This is a genomic window from Klebsiella sp. GN_Kp190, assembly GCF_040061795.1.
Lineage (GTDB): Bacteria > Pseudomonadota > Gammaproteobacteria > Enterobacterales > Enterobacteriaceae > Klebsiella > Klebsiella michiganensis.
Window position 1 is genome coordinate 106,460 of sequence record NZ_JBEAFN010000014.1, and the last position, 16,568, is coordinate 123,027.

Genomic DNA, 16,568 nt, shown 5'->3' on the forward strand with positions numbered 1-16,568 from the left:
GGCCGTTAAGTGCGCAAATTTGATACTGTTCACGAAAATGAAACCGGGTACATTCTTCTGCTTGCCAGCGTTGTCGGGAATAATCATCATGCCAGTGAAACCGGTTTCTTTCCTGATTTCTGGAGAGATAAACCGCGAATGTGATGGATTCTGGAGGAAAGCTGAGGATGAACATTGCCGCATTTGATATCGGTGGCACGGCGTTAAAAATGGGGGTAATGACGCGCGAAGGCACGCTGCTGGAGAAAGGAAAGCAGAACATCGTCGACAGCGACGGCGACCAGATCCTGCAGGCGACGCTGGCGTGGATCGCCGCTCACCCGGCGTGTGAAGGGGTGGCAATCAGCGCGCCCGGCTACGTTAACCCGCACACCGGCTTTATCGAAATGGGTGGCGCCATCCGTAAATTCGATAACTTCGCCATCAAGCGCTGGCTTGAGCAGCAGGTTCGCCTGCCCGTGGCCATTGAGAATGATGCCAACTGCGTGCTGCTAGCCGAGCGCTGGCGGGGTAAAGCCGCCGACATGAGCAACTTTCTGGTCCTGACCATCGGCACCGGCATCGGCGGGGCGATTTTCTGTAATAACCAGCTGGTCCACGGCGCGCGCTTCCGCGCCGGCGAGTTCGGCTATATGCAAACCGCGCGTCCGGGCACCCGCGATGTGCGGCGCTATTCGATGAACGAAAACTGCACGCTGCGCGTGCTGCGCCATCGCTACGCTGAACATATCGGCAAGGCGCTGGATGACGTCACTGGCGAAGAGATTTTTGACCGCTACGATGCGGGCGACGCCACCTGTCGACGTCTGGTCGCTGAATTCTTTAACGGCCTGGGTACCGGGCTTTACAACCTCGTCAACTTATTCGACCCGCAAACGATTTTGATCGGCGGCGGGATTGTGGAACGACCGGGCTTTCTGGCGCTGCTGCGCGAACATCTGGCCTGGTTTGGCATTGCGGAATATATCGACACCGTCAGCCACGGCAACGATGCCGGGCTGGTAGGCGCGGTTTACCATTTCAATCAGCAATACCGGTCGCAGAGCGGCGACTGCGCATAGGGAGAGAACATGTCCGGATTTAAAGAAGGTTTTCTGTGGGGCGGCGCGGTGGCGGCGCATCAGCTGGAAGGCGGCTGGAAAGAGGGTGGTAAAGGGGTGAGCGTCGCCGACGTGATGACCGCAGGCGCGCACGGCGTACCGCGCGAAATCACCGATGGCGTGCTGCCGGGGAAAAACTACCCCAACCACGAAGCGATCGATTTTTATCATCGCTATAAAGACGACATTCGGCTGTTTGCCGAAATGGGCTTCAAATGCTTCCGCACCTCTATTGCCTGGACGCGCATCTTTCCGCTGGGCGATGAGCAAGAACCTAACGAGGCCGGGCTGCAGTTTTACGACGACCTGTTCGATGAGTGCCTGAAGCACGGTATTGAGCCGGTGATTACGCTCTCCCACTTCGAAATGCCGTACCATCTGGTGACGGAGTACGGCGGCTGGCGTAACCGTAAACTGATTGATTTCTTCGTCCGCTTTGCCCGGGTGGTATTTACCCGCTACCAGCACAAAGTGAAGTACTGGATGACCTTCAATGAGATCAATAACCAGGCCAACTTCCACGAAGATTTTGCGCCGTTCACCAACTCCGGACTGAAATATCTGCCGGGGGAGGACCGCGAGCCGGTCATGTTTCAGGCGGCGCACTATGAGCTGGTCGCCAGCGCGCTGGCGGTTAAAGCCGCCCGCGAAATTAACCCGTCATTGCAGATTGGCTGCATGATCGCCATGTGTCCGATTTACCCGCTGAGCTGCGCGCCCAACGACATGATGATGGCGATGAACGCCATGCATCGCCGCTACTGGTTTACCGACGTTCACGTGCGCGGCCGCTATCCGCAGCACCTGCTGAACTACTTCGAGCGTCGCGGTTTTGCGCTGGACATCACCGAAGAAGACCGCGTGGCGCTGACTCAGGGCTGCGTCGACTATATCGGCTTTAGCTACTATATGTCGTTCGCCACGAAAGCAACGGATGATAATCCGCAGCTGGATTACGATGAAAGCAAGAGCCTGGTTTCCAACCCGTACGTGCAGAAGTCAGACTGGGGCTGGCAGATTGATCCGGTCGGGCTGCGCTACTCCCTGAACTGGTTCTGGGATCATTACCAGCTGCCGCTGTTTATTGTGGAGAACGGCTTTGGCGCCATCGACGTGCGCGAAGCGGACGGCTCGGTGGATGACCAGTATCGTATTGACTACCTTTCCGCCCATATCGCCGAAATGAAAAAAGCGGTTGTTGAGGATGGCGTCGACCTGATGGGCTATACCCCGTGGGGCTGTATCGACCTGGTTTCCGCGGGAACCGGTGAGATGAAAAAACGCTACGGCTTTATCTACGTGGATAAAGATAATGAGGGCAACGGCACGCTGGCGCGTAGCCGTAAGAAATCTTTTGCCTGGTATCAGCAGGTTATCGGCAGCAACGGCGAAAAGCTATAAACGGCCGTAAAGCCCCATTCAGCCCCGCCTTCGCGGGGTTTTTTTATTTTGTCTTATACTGGCTCAGGCAGCGTAAAGCATTTTGGTTGATCCCGGTCAAACATATCGGCTATGGCGTAAAAGGAAAAAGGCGGTATAATCCGGCGATTTTTTTTGTGGCTGCCCCTCAGAGGAGAAAGAGAATGAAGATCGTGGAAGTGAAACACCCACTCGTCAAACACAAGCTGGGCCTGATGCGTGAGCACGACATCAGCACCAAACGCTTCCGTGAACTCGCCTCAGAAGTTGGCAGCTTACTGACTTATGAAGCTACTTCCGATCTGGCGACCGAAAAAGTCACCATCGAAGGCTGGAACGGCCCGGTAGAAATTGAGCAGATCAAAGGCAAGAAAATTACCGTAGTGCCGATTCTGCGCGCGGGTCTGGGGATGATGGAAGGCGTGCTTGAGCACGTGCCGAGCGCGCGTATCAGCGTGGTGGGCATCTATCGTAACGAAGAGACCCTTGAGCCGGTGCCTTACTTCCAGAAGCTGGTATCCAACATCGACGAACGCATGGCGCTGGTGGTTGACCCGATGCTGGCGACCGGCGGCTCCATGATCGCCACCATCGACCTGCTGAAAAAAGCGGGCTGCTCCAGCATTAAGGTGCTGGTTCTGGTGGCGGCGCCGGAAGGCATCGCCGCGCTGGAGAAAGCGCATCCGGACGTTGAGCTGTACACCGCGTCCATCGACCAGGGCCTGAACGAGCACGGATACATTATTCCGGGGCTCGGCGACGCCGGCGATAAGATTTTTGGTACGAAATAAATGATGAAGTAGAAAAAGCCGACTTTGAGAGTCGGCTTTTTTTTGAATAAAAACACACCAACAGCAATCAACAAACGACTCTCAGAGGAAAATGCCATGACGCGCCGTGCTATCGGGGTGAGTGAAAGACCGCCGCTTTTACAGACAATCCCGCTTAGTTTGCAACATCTGTTCGCCATGTTTGGCGCAACGGTACTGGTGCCCGTTCTGTTCCATATCAACCCGGCCACGGTACTGCTGTTTAACGGCATCGGAACGCTGTTATATCTTTTCATCTGCAAAGGCAAAATTCCGGCTTATCTCGGATCGAGCTTTGCGTTTATCTCCCCGGTGCTGCTTCTGCTGCCGCTGGGCTACGAAGTCGCTCTCGGCGGCTTTATCATGTGCGGCGTGCTGTTTTGCATCGTCTCCTTTATTGTCAAAAAAGCCGGAACCGGCTGGCTGGACGTGATGTTCCCACCGGCGGCGATGGGCGCGATTGTCGCGGTTATCGGCCTGGAGCTGGCGGGCGTGGCGGCGAATATGGCCGGTCTGCTGCCCGCTGACGGGCAATCGCCGGACAGCAAAACCATTATTATTTCGATGGTGACGCTGGCGGTGACGGTTTTCGGTTCGGTGCTGTTCCGCGGTTTCCTGGCGATTATCCCGATTTTAATCGGCGTCCTGGTCGGCTACGCGCTCTCCTTCGTGATGGGCGTCGTCGATACCACGCCCATCGCCGAGGCCCACTGGTTCGCGCTGCCGACCTTCTACACCCCGCGCTTTGAATGGTTTGCGATTTTCACCATTCTCCCCGCCGCGCTGGTGGTGATCGCCGAGCACGTTGGACATCTGGTAGTCACGGCCAATATCGTCAAAAAAGATCTGATCCGCGATCCGGGCCTGCATCGTTCAATGTTTGCCAACGGCCTGTCTACGGTGATCTCTGGCTTCTTTGGCTCCACGCCAAACACCACCTACGGCGAGAACATTGGCGTGATGGCGATCACCCGCGTCTACAGCACCTGGGTTATCGGCGGCGCGGCGATCATCGCGATTCTGCTCTCCTGCGTCGGCAAGCTGGCGGCGGCGATCCAGATTATCCCGCTGCCGGTAATGGGCGGCGTCTCGCTGCTGCTGTACGGGGTTATCGGCGCTTCGGGTATCCGCGTGCTGATCGAATCTAAAGTTGATTACAACAAGGCGCAGAACCTGATTCTGACCTCCGTTATCCTGATCATCGGCGTCAGCGGGGCAAAAGTGCATATCGGCGCCGCCGAGCTGAAAGGCATGGCGCTGGCGACCATCGTTGGCGTCGGGCTGAGCCTGATCTTCAAACTGATTAGCGTGCTGCGTCCGGAAGAGGTGGTTCTCGACGCTGCGGATAGCGAAGAAGCAAAACATTGATCCTTATACCGGGCGGCGATCCTGCCCGGTTCTCTCCTTGCGTATTTCTGTGCTAAACTCTCCGCGTTTTTCTGCAAGCCTATGTTGAGGTCCATCTGAACGCACCGGCACAGCTCTCTTTGCCACTGTATCTTCCCGATGATGAAACTTTCGCGAGTTTCTGGCCGGGCGATAACCCTTCTCTTCTTGCCGCCCTTCAGAACGTGCTGCGGCAGGAACATAGCGGATACATCTACATCTGGTCACGGGAAGGGGCGGGGCGCAGCCATCTCCTGCACGCGGCCTGCGCGGAGCTCTCTCAGCGCGGCGATGCGGTGGGCTACGTACCTCTGGATAAACGGACGTGGTTTGTTCCTGAAGTGCTGGACGGGATGGAGCACCTGTCGCTGGTTTGTATCGATAATATTGAGTGCGTAGCGGGCGATGAACTGTGGGAAATGGCGATTTTCGACCTCTACAACCGCATTCTCGAGTCCGGTAAAACCCGGCTGCTGATTACCGGCGACCGACCGCCGCGCCAGCTCAAGCTTGGCCTGCCGGATCTGGCTTCGCGTCTTGACTGGGGGCAAATCTACAAGCTGCAGCCGCTGTCGGATGAAGACAAACTCCAGGCGCTTCAGCTTCGCGCCAGACTGCGCGGTTTCGAAATGCCGGAAGACGTCTGTCGGTTCCTGCTTAAGCGGCTGGATCGCGAAATGCGTTCGCTGTTTATGACGCTCGATCAGCTCGATCGCGCTTCCATTACCGCCCAGCGCAAGCTGACCATTCCTTTCGTGAAAGAGATCCTCAAGCTTTAGCGGGCCGCGGCCTGAGGATCGACAACTTAGTTAACGATTTCCAGAACCTGCTCCGGCGGGCGACCGATACGGGCCTCGCCGTGGCTAACGACGATAGGCCGTTCAATCAGCTTTGGATTATCAACCATCGCCTGGATCAGCGCATCTTCGCTCAGCTGCGGGTTAGCGAGATCGAGGGATTTATAGAGATCTTCTTTCTGCCGCATTAAGTCGCGCGCGCTGGCCATCCCCAACATCTTCAGCAGCTGGCGCAGCGTGGCGGCATCCGGCGGCGTCTCCAGATAGAGCACCACTTCGGGGTCGATGCCGTTAGCCTTCAGCAGGCTCAGCGTGTCGCGACTCTTGGAGCAGCGCGGGTTGTGATAGATTTTGACCGTATCGGACATGAGGTCTCCTTACATTTTCTGGTACGGTTTGAAGCGTTCCTGCAGCTGACGCAGCTGATCGATACGCGCATCGTAGCGGGCCTGCTGCAGGCTGCCTAATTTTACCTGTGAGCTGGCGCTGCTGAGCAGGGTAATGGCCTGATCGAGTCGGCCAACCAGCGCCATGCCTTCCGCTCGGGCTGCCAGCTCCTGATCGCGATTTCCCAGTTTAGCTTCCGCTTGCGCCAGCAAATCCCAACCATTGACGTCATCTTTATTATTGAAGGTATAGCGGTTAAGGATCGTCGCCGCTTCCCCCGGCTGCCCGCCTTCCAGCAGGGCGTTGGCGAGGTTGAGCTGCAGCACCGGATTAGTACGCAGCTCGCGGGCGCCCTTCAGGCGATTAATCGCGTCTGTGGCTCTCTTTTGCCCGAGATCGATATCGGTCGCCAGGTCAAGGTACCAGGCGTTCTGCGGTTCGGCGCTCAGCAGCGGCTGCAGCGTTTTGCGCGCCAGATCGTAATTGTTATTGCCCATGGCCAGCAGCGCGCGGCCGTACTGGGCGGCGTGCTGCTCGCGAATATTGCCTTTTTCCCAGCTGCTCAGCAGGTCGTTGCCCAGCTTATTGTCGCCGGAGGTGTACATGCCCAGCGTTCTGGCCTTCGCCAGGTAGAAGTCAGCGGAGGACTGCACCACAACCGGGCGCATCTGGTTCGCACGGTTGCGGGCGTCGGCGAGACGGCTTTCCGGTAAGGGGTGGGTCAGCAGCATTTCCGGCGGCCGGGTGGAGTAGCGCGACTCGTCGAGCAGCTTACCCATAAACGCCGGCATTGCCTGCGGGTCGAACCCGGAGCGCTGAAGGACCTGAATGCCAATGCGGTCGGCCTCTTCTTCGTTTTGACGGGTAAAGCTGATCAGCCCCTGCTGGCTGCCCGCCAGGGTGCCGGTCAGCGCGGCCATCCCGGCCTGCGGGCTGGCCATCGCCAGCAGAATCGACCCCAGCGCGCCGACCCAGGTCAGCGGAGCGTTACGCTTTTGGTCTTCCATCGCGCGGGCGAGATGGCGCTGGGTGACGTGAGAAATTTCGTGCGCCATTACCGACGCCAGCTCGCTTTCATTATCCGAGTAGCGGAACAGGGCCGAGTGCAGTACGACGTTACCGCCGAAGAAAGCAAAGGCGTTTATTTGATCGTTATTAATCAGATAAAAGTGGAACGGGGTGCGAACGGAATTGGCGTGCGACACCAGGCGCATGCCTAAACCGTTAATATACTGCACCAGCAGCGGATCGTTGATTAACGGCGCGCTGCCGCGCAGCTGGCGCACGTAGTAATCTCCCATCTGCATTTCCTGGCCGATGGAGAGCGTGCTTCCTGCGGAGGTGCCCATGTCCGGCAGAGTGTCTGCGGTATCGGCAAAAGCAGGTAATATTGAACCCAGCGTCAGCGACGCTATGACGGTCGCCACCAGCGTTTTCTTCAACTGCCTGAACATAACCTCTGTCCTGTAATGTAGGTGTGCCAGTTTGACCGATTGTGCGGCGTAATGTTCCCTGACCGCAAGCAGGTCCAGCGAGTTTAGCCGTCGTTCGCGGCGTTGCAAATATGATATTCATCCGGCCAGTAATGTTTGTGGTTTTACCCATAAAAAGCGAAGTCTTTTTTGTGACATTTCGATACAATTCCTGAGATTGTTACAGCTCCGCTCTTCAGGGAAGGGTTTTATGCTCCAGATGTTAATGCAGTGGTACCGTCGTCGGTTCAGCGACCCGGAGGCGATAGCGCTGCTGGTCATTTTGCTGGCTGGGTTCGGCATTATGTTTTTCTTCAGCGGCCTGCTGGCGCCTTTGTTAGTGTCGATTGTTCTGGCCTATCTGCTGGAGTGGCCCACCGTCAGACTGGAGCGTATCGGGTTTTCACGTACCTGGGCCACCTCGGTCGTTCTGATTCTGTTCGTCGGCATTCTGCTGCTGATGGCGTTTGTGGTGATGCCGGTTGCCTGGCAGCAGGGCATTTATCTGATTCGCGATATGCCCGGGATGCTGAATAAACTTTCCGATTTCGCCGCCACGGTGCCGCGCCGTTATCCGGCCCTCATGGATGCCGGCATTATCGACGCGATGGCGGAGAATATGCGCAGCCGCATGTTAACCGTCGGCGACTCGGTGGTGAAATATTCGCTGGCCTCCCTGGTCGGGCTGCTGACCCTGGCGGTCTATCTGGTGCTGGTGCCGCTGATGGTTTTCTTTCTGCTGAAAGATAAAGAGCAGATGCTTAACGCCGTACGCCGGGTGCTGCCGCGCAACCGCGGCCTGGCCGGACAGGTATGGAAAGAGATGAACCAGCAAATTACCAACTATATTCGCGGTAAAGTGCTGGAGATGATTGTCGTCGGCGTGGCGACGTGGATTGGCTTTATCCTTTTTGGCCTCAACTATTCGCTGCTGCTGGCGGTGCTGGTAGGGTTCTCGGTATTAATCCCCTATATCGGCGCGTTTGTGGTCACCATTCCGGTGGTGGGCGTGGCGCTGTTCCAGTTTGGCGCGGGAACCGAGTTCTGGAGCCTGTTTGCGGTGTACCTGATTATTCAGGCGCTGGATGGCAACCTGCTGGTGCCGGTACTCTTCTCGGAAGCCGTTAACCTGCATCCGCTGGTGATTATTCTGTCGGTGGTTATTTTTGGCGGTCTGTGGGGATTCTGGGGCGTGTTCTTCGCTATTCCGCTGGCGACGCTCATCAAAGCGGTGGTGCACGCCTGGCCGGATGGCCTGATAATGGAAGACGAGCATTAGCGCTAAGCCGCAAGGAATGCCCTAAAAAAAGACGCCGGGTGGTTGAGAACGACCCGGCGTCTTGCGTTTATCTTAGCGTCAGGCGTTTTCTTTCAGCCAGTTCAGCACCACGTCGTGGTGATTGCTGGTTTTGAAATCATCAAACACATGTTCGATTTTGCCGTTGGCGTCGATGAGGAAGCTAATACGATGGATACCGTCGTAGGTTTTCCCCATAAAGGTTTTTTCACCCCAGATACCAAACTGCTCGCATACCTGATGATCTTCATCAGACAGCAGAGTGAAGTTCAGCAGCTCTTTTTCGGCGAAACGGGAGAGTTTTTCTGGTTTATCCGTACTGATACCCAGTACTTCAACGCCTGCTTTTTTCAGGTCGTCCATATTATCGCGTAAACCGCACGCCTGTACGGTGCAGCCCGGGGTCATGGCTTTCGGATAAAAATAAACCAGAACACGCTGTCCCTGGAAGTCGGTCAAATTTACTTCCTCGCCGTCCTGGTCCGGTAAGCTAAATTTCGGTGCAATATCACCGGCTTTCAGTGGGTTCATCACTCAAACTCCATCCTGTTCATCATGCTGTGAATAATTAACAATGTTAATACTGCCTTGTGCATTCAGTTCTGTACATAGGGCTTTGAACGCTTGTTCGATATTTGATGCATTTTGCGTAGTCGGGCTGTGGGCGGTGATTTGAATAAAAAGCTGTGCTGACTCGTCGTTCGCTCCGGGCTGAGTGCGGGAAACCAGCTCGGCAATGTTCATTTTCCACGTATCGCACAGCGCCGTAAACCGCTCAATGATATGCGGCGAATCCGGCACCTCAACCTGAACCCAGACGGTGTTCTGCATCGCCTGAGGCGGTCTCGCGGTTGTACGCTTCATCACGATAAGCAGATCCAGCTCTGCGCCTTTCAGCGGCAGAGTGGATTCAATCAGGTTAATTGCATTCCACGAGCCGGAAAGCAGCATGATAAACGTAAACTCATCGCCAAGCATGGCCAGCCGACTGTCTTCAATATTACAGCCGCAGCTGCTGACGTGACGAGTGATCGTATTCACGATGCCTGGGCGGTCAGCACCCAACGCGGTAATAACCAGATAGTGTTGTAATGAGGCTGTCAAACCTGTTCTTCCTTTAAAAAGGTGAGGTAACGTTAGGAAAGCATAAAAAAAACCGGCATACAACATCCCTGATGGCATCGGGTCTCTTGCTTTTATTACGACTCCAAACGTAACATTGAGAATCTTGTCCCACTTATGCTCTGAGGATGGCCCATGTTTACGGGAAGTATTGTAGCGCTTGTCACGCCAATGGATGAAAACGGCAACGTCTGCCGGTCAAGCCTGAAAAAACTGATTGATTATCATGTCGCCAGCGGAACCTCGGCGATCGTTTCGGTAGGGACTACCGGAGAGTCCGCAACATTGAGCCATGAAGAGCATGGTGATGTGGTGATGCAGACGCTGGAGCTGGCCGACGGGCGTATCCCGGTCATTGCCGGTACCGGTGCAAATGCAACCGCAGAGGCGATTAGCCTGACCAAGCGATTTAACGATAGCGGCGTGGTTGGCTGCCTGACGGTAACGCCGTATTACAACCGTCCGACCCAGGAAGGGCTGTTCCAACACTTTAAAGCTATCGCAGAACATACTGACCTGCCGCAAATCCTGTATAATGTGCCGTCCCGTACCGGTTGCGATATGCTGCCTGAAACCGTTGGTCGTCTGGCGGAAATTAAAAATATTATCGGTATTAAGGAAGCGACGGGGAACTTAAGCCGCGTTCATCAGATCAAAGAGCTGGTTTCAGATGACTTTATTCTGCTGAGCGGCGATGACGCGACCGGAATGGACTTTATGCAGCTTGGCGGTCATGGCGTGATTTCCGTAACGACAAACGTTGCGGCGCGCGAAATGGCCGAGATGTGCCGACTGGCGCTAGCAGGTCAATTTGCCGAAGCTCGTGCGATTAACCAGCGTCTGATGCCATTGCATACCAAATTATTTGTCGAACCCAACCCTATTCCGGTCAAATGGGCCTGTAAGGCGTTGGGTCTTGTGGCGACCGATACGCTACGCCTGCCGATGACCCCGATTACCGAAAACGGTATTAAGGTTGTGACCGCAGCGCTGAAGCATGCCGGTTTGCTGTAAAGTTTAGGGAGATTTGATGGCTTACTCAGTACAGAAGTCGCGCCTGGCGAAGGTTGCGGGTGTTTCGCTGGTTCTACTCCTCGCGGCCTGTAGTTCTGACTCGCGCTACAAGCGTCAGGTGAGCGGCGACGAGGCCTATTTGCAGGCTACGCCGCTTAGTGAACTTCACGCGCCAGCAGGGATGATCCTGCCGATTCAGGTGGGTGATTATAATATTCCGGTTGCGACCAGCACCGGTAACACTGGCAAAGCCCTGGACATTCGTCCGCCGGCCCAGCCACTGGCGCTGGTCAGCGGTGCGCGTACGCAGTTTAACGGTGATACCGCGACGCTGATGGTGGAAAACGGACGCAGTGGTTCGCTGTGGGCGCAGGTGGCAAGCATCGTGCAGTCGAAAAACTACACTATCGCGAAACGCGACGATGCCAGCCAGACGCTGAATACCGACTGGGTCGAATGGAATCGCCTCGATGAAGACCAGCAGTATCGTGGTCGCTATCAAATCTCAGTTAAGCAGCAGGGCTATCAGCAGGCGGTGATCGTGAAGCTGGTGAATCTGGAGCAGGCGGGTAAACCTGTTGCCGATCCGGCTTCGCTGCAGCGCTACAGTACCGCCATGCTGAACGTCATCTCCGAAGGTCTGGATCTGAACGCCACCAGCGCGCAGAACGCCGCGCAGAAAAACGCCGGGGCGACCTTCGACGTGCAGAGCGGCGCTGATGATACCGGCCTGCCGATGCTGATCGTTCGCGCGCCGTTTAACCTGGTGTGGCAACGCCTGCCGGGCGCGCTGGAAAAAGTGGGCATGAAGGTCACCGATAGCTCTCGTTCTCAGGGCAGCTTCTCCGTCACCTACAAACCGCTTTCCGACAGCGGCTGGACCGATCTGGGCGCCCGCGACCCGCAGCTGGTTTCCGGCGATTATAAACTGCAGGTCGGGGACCTCGATAACCGCAGCAGTCTGCAGTTCATCGACCCGAAAGGCCATACGCTGACGCAGTCGCAAAATGATGCCCTGGTTGCCGTATTCCAGGCCGCATTAAGTAAGTAATTAACAGGGCTGGAGCAATCCGGCCCTTTTTAATGTATAGTGACGCAAACGTGTGCGTCAGCAGAAAAGCACAAATTTTTATCGTTAATCATCACTGGAGTGACAAAGATGCAAAAGCAAGCTGAGTTGTATCGTGGTAAAGCGAAGACGGTATACAGCACCGAAAACCCGGATCTGTTGATACTCGAATTCCGTAACGATACGTCAGCAGGGGACGGCGCTCGCATTGAGCAGTTCGATCGTAAAGGCATGGTGAACAACAAGTTCAACCATTTCATTATGAGCAAGCTGGCGGAAGCGGGTATCCCGACCCAGATGGAAGCGCTGTTGTCCGATACCGAGTGTCTGGTTAAAAAGCTGGATATGGTGCCGGTGGAGTGTGTGGTGCGCAACCGCGCTGCCGGTTCGCTGGTGAAACGCTTAGGGATTGAAGAGGGCATCGAGCTGAACCCGCCGCTGTTCGACCTGTTCCTGAAGAACGACGCCATGCACGACCCGATGGTCAACGAATCCTACTGTGAAACCTTTGGCTGGGTGAGCAAAGAGAACCTGGCGCGTATGCAGGAGCTGACCTACAAAGCTAACGATGTGCTGAAAAAGCTGTTTGACGATGCGGGCCTGATCCTGGTGGACTTCAAGCTGGAGTTCGGTTTGTTCAAAGGCGAAGTGGTGCTGGGGGATGAATTCTCTCCGGACGGCAGCCGTCTGTGGGATAAAAAAACCATGGATAAAATGGACAAAGACCGCTTCCGCCAGAGCCTTGGCGGCCTGATTGAAGCCTACGAAGAAGTCGCTCATCGCCTGGGCGTGAAGCTCGACTAATCCCCCGACGCCAGAAGAAGTTTTCTTCTTCTGGCGCTCTTCTTGCTGTTTCCTGTGGTAATCCTCCGCTGAACCGCCTACGATCTTATTCATTGGTTAATATGATGAATTGAGGTGCTTATGCGCTGGCAAGGACGTCGCGAGAGCGACAATGTGGAAGATCGTCGTGGTCAATCTGGTTCACCGATGGGCGGCGGAGGCGGTTTTCGTCTCCCCAGCGGTAAAGGCGGCATTGTACTGCTGATTATTGTTCTGGTGGCGGGCTATTACGGCGTGGATTTAACCGGCATGCTGACCGGCGAGCCGGTATCTCAACAGCAAACCACCCAACGCTCCATTAGCCCGCAGGATGAAGAGGCCGCGAAATTCACGAAGGTGATTCTGGCGGACACGGAAGATACCTGGGGCGCTATTTTTAAAGATATGGGCCGTCAGTATCCGCAGCCCAAACTGGTGATGTACCGCGGCGCGACGCGGACCGCCTGCGGCACCGGTCAATCGGTCATGGGGCCTTTTTACTGCCCTGCGGACAGCACGGTGTATATCGACCTGTCATTCTACGATGAGATGAGAAACAAGCTTGGCGCCGGCGGCGATTTCGCGCAGGGTTACGTTATCGCCCACGAGGTTGGCCATCACGTACAAAAGCTGTTGGGTATTGAATCGAAAGTGCGCCAGCTGCAGCAAAACGCTTCGCAGGCGGAAGCGAACCGTCTGTCGGTAAAAATGGAGCTACAGGCGGACTGCTTTGCCGGCGTCTGGGGCTACAACATGCAGAAGCAAGACTACATGGAGACCGGCGATCTGCAGGAAGCGCTGAATGCCGCAGAGGCGATTGGCGACGATCGCCTGCAGCAGCAGAGCCAGGGGCGCGTCGTGCCGGACAGCTTTACCCACGGAACTTCGCAGCAGCGCTATACCTGGTTTAAACGCGGTTTCGATAGCGGCGACCCGGCGCAGTGCAACACCTTCGGCAACGCGCTGTAATGCTCTGTTGTCATGGATGAACTGCGTCACCTGACGGCGCAGATGGCGCGCGAAGGCGTTCGTCGTCTGCTGGTCCTCAGCGGCGACGATGCCTGGACCCTGCGTCAGGCGCAAAGAGTACGTACCGCGCTGGCGGGCGACGGGCTGTGGGTCGGCCCGCGTCCGATGCCCGAGCCGTACGTCTCGTCTGCTGCCCTGAAATCGCTGCTGGGCCGCGAATTCCAGCACGCCTTTTTCGATGCCCGCGAGGGTTTTGATGTGGCGGCCTTTGCCGCATTAGCCGGTACGCTGCGCGCCGGAAGCTGGCTGGTATTGCTCACCCCCGACTTTGCGCAATGGCCGGCCCGTCCTGATGCGGATTCTCTGCGCTGGAGCGACGCTCCCGACCCCATCCCTACGCCGAATTTTGTTTATCGTTTTTGCCAACAGATTAGTGCGGATAACGCGTCCATTCTCTGGCGGCAGGGCAATGAACTTGCGGTGCCCGCGTTACCCGTGCGCCCGCCATGGCATCCCGCCGACGGACATCCGCAGGCGGAGCAGGCTGTCGTGCTTGCCGAACTGGCCCGGTTCCCTCCCGGTATTGCGGCGCTAACCGCCGAGCGCGGGCGAGGCAAGTCCGCGCTCGCGGGAATGCTTATTCGCCATCTGGGGGGAGATGCCATCGTCACGGCACCGACGCGGGGAGCAGCGGAGGTGATGGCGACATTCGCCGGGGAGGCTTTCCGCTTTATGGCCCCCGACGCATTGCTGGCTTCCGGCTGCACCGCCGGATGGCTGATTGTCGATGAGGCCGCGGCCATCCCCGGGCCGCTGCTGCGCCAGCTGGTCTCCCGCTTCCCGAGGACGCTGTTGACCACTACCGTTCAGGGGTACGAGGGGACGGGACGCGGCTTTTTGCTTAAGTTTTGCGCCAGTTTTGCGCACTTACGGCAGTTTAGCCTGACGACGCCCATCCGTTGGGCAAGCGGCTGCCCGCTGGAGGCGGCGATTGCGCGGCTGCTGCTGTTCAACGACGAGACCTTTCAGCACGCGCCAGGCGGCGATATCGTGCTGGAAAGCGTCAGCCAGGAGAGCTGGCGGCGACAGTCTGCGTTACCGGAAGCGATGTATCAGCTGCTCTCCGGGGCCCACTATCGCACCTCGCCGCTGGACCTCCGGCGCATGATGGATGCGCCGGGGCAGCATTTTACCTGCGCCCGCGGCGGGGAGCGCATCGCCGGAGCGCTATGGCTGGTGGAGGAGGGTGGTCTTGAGCCGCCGCTTAGCCAGGCGGTGTGGGCCGGCTATCGTCGTCCGCGCGGCAATCTGGTGGCGCAGTCGCTGGCGGCACACGGCGGTAGCCCACTGGCGGCTACGTTGGCGGGGCTGCGCATCAGCCGTATTGCCGTGCATCCGGCTCGCCAGCGCGAAGGGCTGGGGCAGCGGCTGGTGGCCCGGGCGGCGTCGCAGGCTGCGGACCGGGATTATCTCTCGGTGAGTTTTGGCTACACGCCTGAGCTGTGGCGTTTCTGGCAACGCTGCGGTTTTACGCTGGTGCGGCTGGGCACGCATCGGGAAGCCAGCAGCGGCTGTTACACCGCGATGGCGCTCTATCCTCTCAGCGAAGCGGGCCATCGCCTGGCAAGCGAAGAAGCCCAACGGCTGCAGCGCGACGAATTCTGGCTGCGCGAGTGGCGAGATGAACCTGTGCCGCTGACGGCGCTGAAAGCGACTATTCTTACTGAAGAAGACTGGCTGGAGGTGGCGGGTTTTGCTTTTGCCCATCGTCCGCTGCTGACCTCGGCGGGTAGCCTCAATCGCCTGCTTATATTGGTGGAGCTGCCGCTTCCGGCGCTGCGGGCCCGCCTGCAGCAGCAGGATGAGGCCGCGCTTTGCCGGACGTTAGGCTTATCCGGACGGAAAGCGCTGCTGGCCAGGCTGCGCGAAGAGGCGGCGCAGGCGCTGCTCAGCCTGGATGAAAACCGCGCCAACGACCTGCGCCGGCAGGTTAAAATGCTGCAATTTTTTTAACTAACTCCTTCAGTTAAATGGCATGGTCATATTTCGCCTGCGGCGTAAACTTCCTTGCAGACATTAAGGAGACAGCCATGAAACACGATCATTTTATTGTTCAGAGCCCCGCGACACCTGCACAGCAACTGCTGCTGCTGTTTCATGGCGTCGGCGATAACCCGGTGGCCATGGGGCAAATCGGTAGCTGGTTTGCGCCGCTGTTTCCCGATGCGCTGATTGTCAGTATCGGCGGCGCTGAGCCGTGCGGTCCGCCTCCGGGACGCCAGTGGTTTTCCGTGCAGGGCGTTAGCGAAGAAAATCGCCAGCAGCGGGTGGATGCCATCATGCCGACCTTTATTGAAACGGTGCGCTACTGGCAACAGCAGAGCGGCGTCAGCCCGCAGGCGACGGCGCTGATCGGCTTCTCACAGGGGGCGATTATGTCGCTGGAGAGCATTAAAGCCGAGCCGGGTCTGGCATCGCGGGTGATCGCCTTTAACGGCCGCTATGCGACGCTGCCGGAGACCGCGACGACCGCGACCACTGTTCACCTGATCCACGGCGGTGAAGATCGGGTGATCGATCTGGCGTGGGCGGTAGCGGGGCAGGAGGCGCTGCAGCAGGCCGGCGGTGACGTGACGCTGGATATTGTTGAAGATCTGGGGCACGCGATTGACGATCGCAGTATGCAGTTTGCCCTCGATCATCTGCGCTTTACCGTACCGAAGCACTATTTCGACGAAGCCCTCAGCGGCAGCACGCCGAAAGACAGCGATATTATTGAACTGCTGTGATAATAAACCCGGAGGCGGCGCGATGCGCCTGTCCGGGCTACCGGACCTGCAGACGAGCTGGAAACCCGTAGCCCGGGCAAGGCGCGTTAAGCGCCGCCCCCGGGAAAAGAGCGCAG

Annotated in this window: 16 protein-coding genes; 12 read left to right on the forward strand and 4 right to left on the reverse strand. The window is 57.2% G+C overall.

Going from position 1 to position 16,568, the window contains the following annotated elements:
• The first annotated feature begins 167 nt into the window (after positions 1 to 167).
• The 5 genes from bglK to ABLU67_RS11780 all read left to right on the forward strand — a co-directional run bounded on the left by bglK (position 168) and on the right by ABLU67_RS11780 (position 5,493).
• Positions 168 to 1,061, forward strand: a complete 894-nt coding sequence (bglK, locus tag ABLU67_RS11760; protein ID WP_224384633.1) for a beta-glucoside kinase BglK — start codon at positions 168 to 170, stop codon at positions 1,059 to 1,061.
• A gap of 9 nt (positions 1,062 to 1,070) precedes the next feature.
• Positions 1,071 to 2,501, forward strand: coding sequence for a 6-phospho-beta-glucosidase (locus ABLU67_RS11765; protein WP_014230344.1), 1,431 nt, complete (start codon positions 1,071 to 1,073; stop codon positions 2,499 to 2,501).
• Positions 2,502 to 2,683: 182 nt separating this feature from the next.
• Positions 2,684 to 3,310 (forward strand): uracil phosphoribosyltransferase, encoded by a 627-nt coding sequence (gene upp / locus ABLU67_RS11770; RefSeq protein WP_004123492.1) that lies wholly within the window; start codon positions 2,684 to 2,686, stop codon positions 3,308 to 3,310.
• Positions 3,311 to 3,406: 96 nt separating this feature from the next.
• Complete coding sequence (uraA, locus tag ABLU67_RS11775; RefSeq protein ID WP_004853099.1) at positions 3,407 to 4,696, forward strand: uracil permease; 1,290 nt, start codon at positions 3,407 to 3,409, stop codon at positions 4,694 to 4,696.
• Between the two features lie 95 nt (positions 4,697 to 4,791).
• Complete coding sequence (locus ABLU67_RS11780; protein WP_211800913.1) at positions 4,792 to 5,493, forward strand: DnaA inactivator Hda; 702 nt, start codon at positions 4,792 to 4,794, stop codon at positions 5,491 to 5,493.
• Between the two features lie 26 nt (positions 5,494 to 5,519).
• Here the strand turns inward: ABLU67_RS11780 and arsC are convergent, their stop codons facing one another.
• On the reverse strand, positions 5,520 to 5,879 hold the full coding sequence (gene arsC / locus ABLU67_RS11785) for an arsenate reductase (glutaredoxin) (RefSeq protein WP_004853095.1): 360 nt from the start codon (positions 5,877 to 5,879) through the stop codon (positions 5,520 to 5,522).
• Between the two features lie 9 nt (positions 5,880 to 5,888).
• Positions 5,889 to 7,352, reverse strand: a complete 1,464-nt coding sequence (gene bepA, locus ABLU67_RS11790; RefSeq protein WP_004853093.1) for a beta-barrel assembly-enhancing protease — start codon at positions 7,350 to 7,352, stop codon at positions 5,889 to 5,891.
• 229 nt (positions 7,353 to 7,581) lie between these two features.
• Here bepA and ABLU67_RS11795 point away from each other — a divergent pair, with 229 nt between their 5' ends.
• Positions 7,582 to 8,649, forward strand: a complete 1,068-nt coding sequence (locus tag ABLU67_RS11795; protein ID WP_102803369.1) for an AI-2E family transporter — start codon at positions 7,582 to 7,584, stop codon at positions 8,647 to 8,649.
• Between the two features lie 78 nt (positions 8,650 to 8,727).
• Here ABLU67_RS11795 and bcp read toward each other — a convergent pair whose 3' ends face one another.
• Positions 8,728 to 9,198: a thioredoxin-dependent thiol peroxidase gene (gene bcp, locus ABLU67_RS11800; RefSeq protein ID WP_004104423.1), complete on the reverse strand. Its 471-nt coding sequence runs from the start codon at positions 9,196 to 9,198 to the stop codon at positions 8,728 to 8,730.
• Positions 9,199 to 9,201: 3 nt separating this feature from the next.
• Entirely contained in the window at positions 9,202 to 9,771 is a 570-nt protein-coding gene (locus tag ABLU67_RS11805) for a glycine cleavage system transcriptional repressor (RefSeq protein WP_004123480.1), read from the reverse strand.
• A gap of 153 nt (positions 9,772 to 9,924) precedes the next feature.
• On the opposite strand from ABLU67_RS11805, the gene dapA reads away from it, so the two are divergent.
• From dapA to ypfH, 6 genes are all read left to right on the forward strand, one after another.
• The gene (gene dapA, locus ABLU67_RS11810; RefSeq protein ID WP_004853086.1) at positions 9,925 to 10,803 is read left to right on the forward strand and encodes a 4-hydroxy-tetrahydrodipicolinate synthase; all 879 of its coding nucleotides are present in this window, start codon (positions 9,925 to 9,927) and stop codon (positions 10,801 to 10,803) included.
• A gap of 16 nt (positions 10,804 to 10,819) precedes the next feature.
• Complete coding sequence (gene bamC, locus ABLU67_RS11815) at positions 10,820 to 11,854, forward strand: outer membrane protein assembly factor BamC (RefSeq protein ID WP_004853085.1); 1,035 nt, start codon at positions 10,820 to 10,822, stop codon at positions 11,852 to 11,854.
• A gap of 108 nt (positions 11,855 to 11,962) precedes the next feature.
• The gene (gene purC / locus ABLU67_RS11820) at positions 11,963 to 12,676 is read left to right on the forward strand and encodes a phosphoribosylaminoimidazolesuccinocarboxamide synthase (protein WP_004104417.1); all 714 of its coding nucleotides are present in this window, start codon (positions 11,963 to 11,965) and stop codon (positions 12,674 to 12,676) included.
• A gap of 120 nt (positions 12,677 to 12,796) precedes the next feature.
• The gene (locus ABLU67_RS11825; protein WP_014839185.1) at positions 12,797 to 13,663 is read left to right on the forward strand and encodes a neutral zinc metallopeptidase; all 867 of its coding nucleotides are present in this window, start codon (positions 12,797 to 12,799) and stop codon (positions 13,661 to 13,663) included.
• A gap of 12 nt (positions 13,664 to 13,675) precedes the next feature.
• Positions 13,676 to 15,676, forward strand: coding sequence for a GNAT family N-acetyltransferase (locus ABLU67_RS11830; RefSeq protein ID WP_048260611.1), 2,001 nt, complete (start codon positions 13,676 to 13,678; stop codon positions 15,674 to 15,676).
• Positions 15,677 to 15,753: 77 nt separating this feature from the next.
• The gene (gene ypfH / locus ABLU67_RS11835) at positions 15,754 to 16,452 is read left to right on the forward strand and encodes an esterase (protein WP_004853078.1); all 699 of its coding nucleotides are present in this window, start codon (positions 15,754 to 15,756) and stop codon (positions 16,450 to 16,452) included.
• The last annotated feature ends 116 nt before the right edge of the window (positions 16,453 to 16,568 follow it).

Bases quoted from the DNA above. Each gene is read 5' to 3' on its own strand.
- ABLU67_RS11795 (WP_102803369.1), top strand. From the start codon at position 7,582: ATGCTCCAGATGTTAATGCAGTGGTACCGTCGTCGGTTCAGCGACCCG.
- ABLU67_RS11830 (WP_048260611.1), top strand. From the start codon at position 13,676: ATGGATGAACTGCGTCACCTGACGGCGCAGATGGCGCGCGAAGGCGTT.
- dapA (WP_004853086.1), top strand. From the start codon at position 9,925: ATGTTTACGGGAAGTATTGTAGCGCTTGTCACGCCAATGGATGAAAAC.
- ABLU67_RS11765 (WP_014230344.1), top strand. From the start codon at position 1,071: ATGTCCGGATTTAAAGAAGGTTTTCTGTGGGGCGGCGCGGTGGCGGCG.
- upp (WP_004123492.1), top strand. From the start codon at position 2,684: ATGAAGATCGTGGAAGTGAAACACCCACTCGTCAAACACAAGCTGGGC.
- ABLU67_RS11825 (WP_014839185.1), top strand. From the start codon at position 12,797: ATGCGCTGGCAAGGACGTCGCGAGAGCGACAATGTGGAAGATCGTCGT.
- ypfH (WP_004853078.1), top strand. From the start codon at position 15,754: ATGAAACACGATCATTTTATTGTTCAGAGCCCCGCGACACCTGCACAG.
- arsC (WP_004853095.1), bottom strand. From the start codon at position 5,879: ATGTCCGATACGGTCAAAATCTATCACAACCCGCGCTGCTCCAAGAGT.
- bcp (WP_004104423.1), bottom strand. From the start codon at position 9,198: ATGAACCCACTGAAAGCCGGTGATATTGCACCGAAATTTAGCTTACCG.
- bepA (WP_004853093.1), bottom strand. From the start codon at position 7,352: ATGTTCAGGCAGTTGAAGAAAACGCTGGTGGCGACCGTCATAGCGTCG.
- uraA (WP_004853099.1), top strand. From the start codon at position 3,407: ATGACGCGCCGTGCTATCGGGGTGAGTGAAAGACCGCCGCTTTTACAG.
- bamC (WP_004853085.1), top strand. From the start codon at position 10,820: ATGGCTTACTCAGTACAGAAGTCGCGCCTGGCGAAGGTTGCGGGTGTT.
- purC (WP_004104417.1), top strand. From the start codon at position 11,963: ATGCAAAAGCAAGCTGAGTTGTATCGTGGTAAAGCGAAGACGGTATAC.
- bglK (WP_224384633.1), top strand. From the start codon at position 168: ATGAACATTGCCGCATTTGATATCGGTGGCACGGCGTTAAAAATGGGG.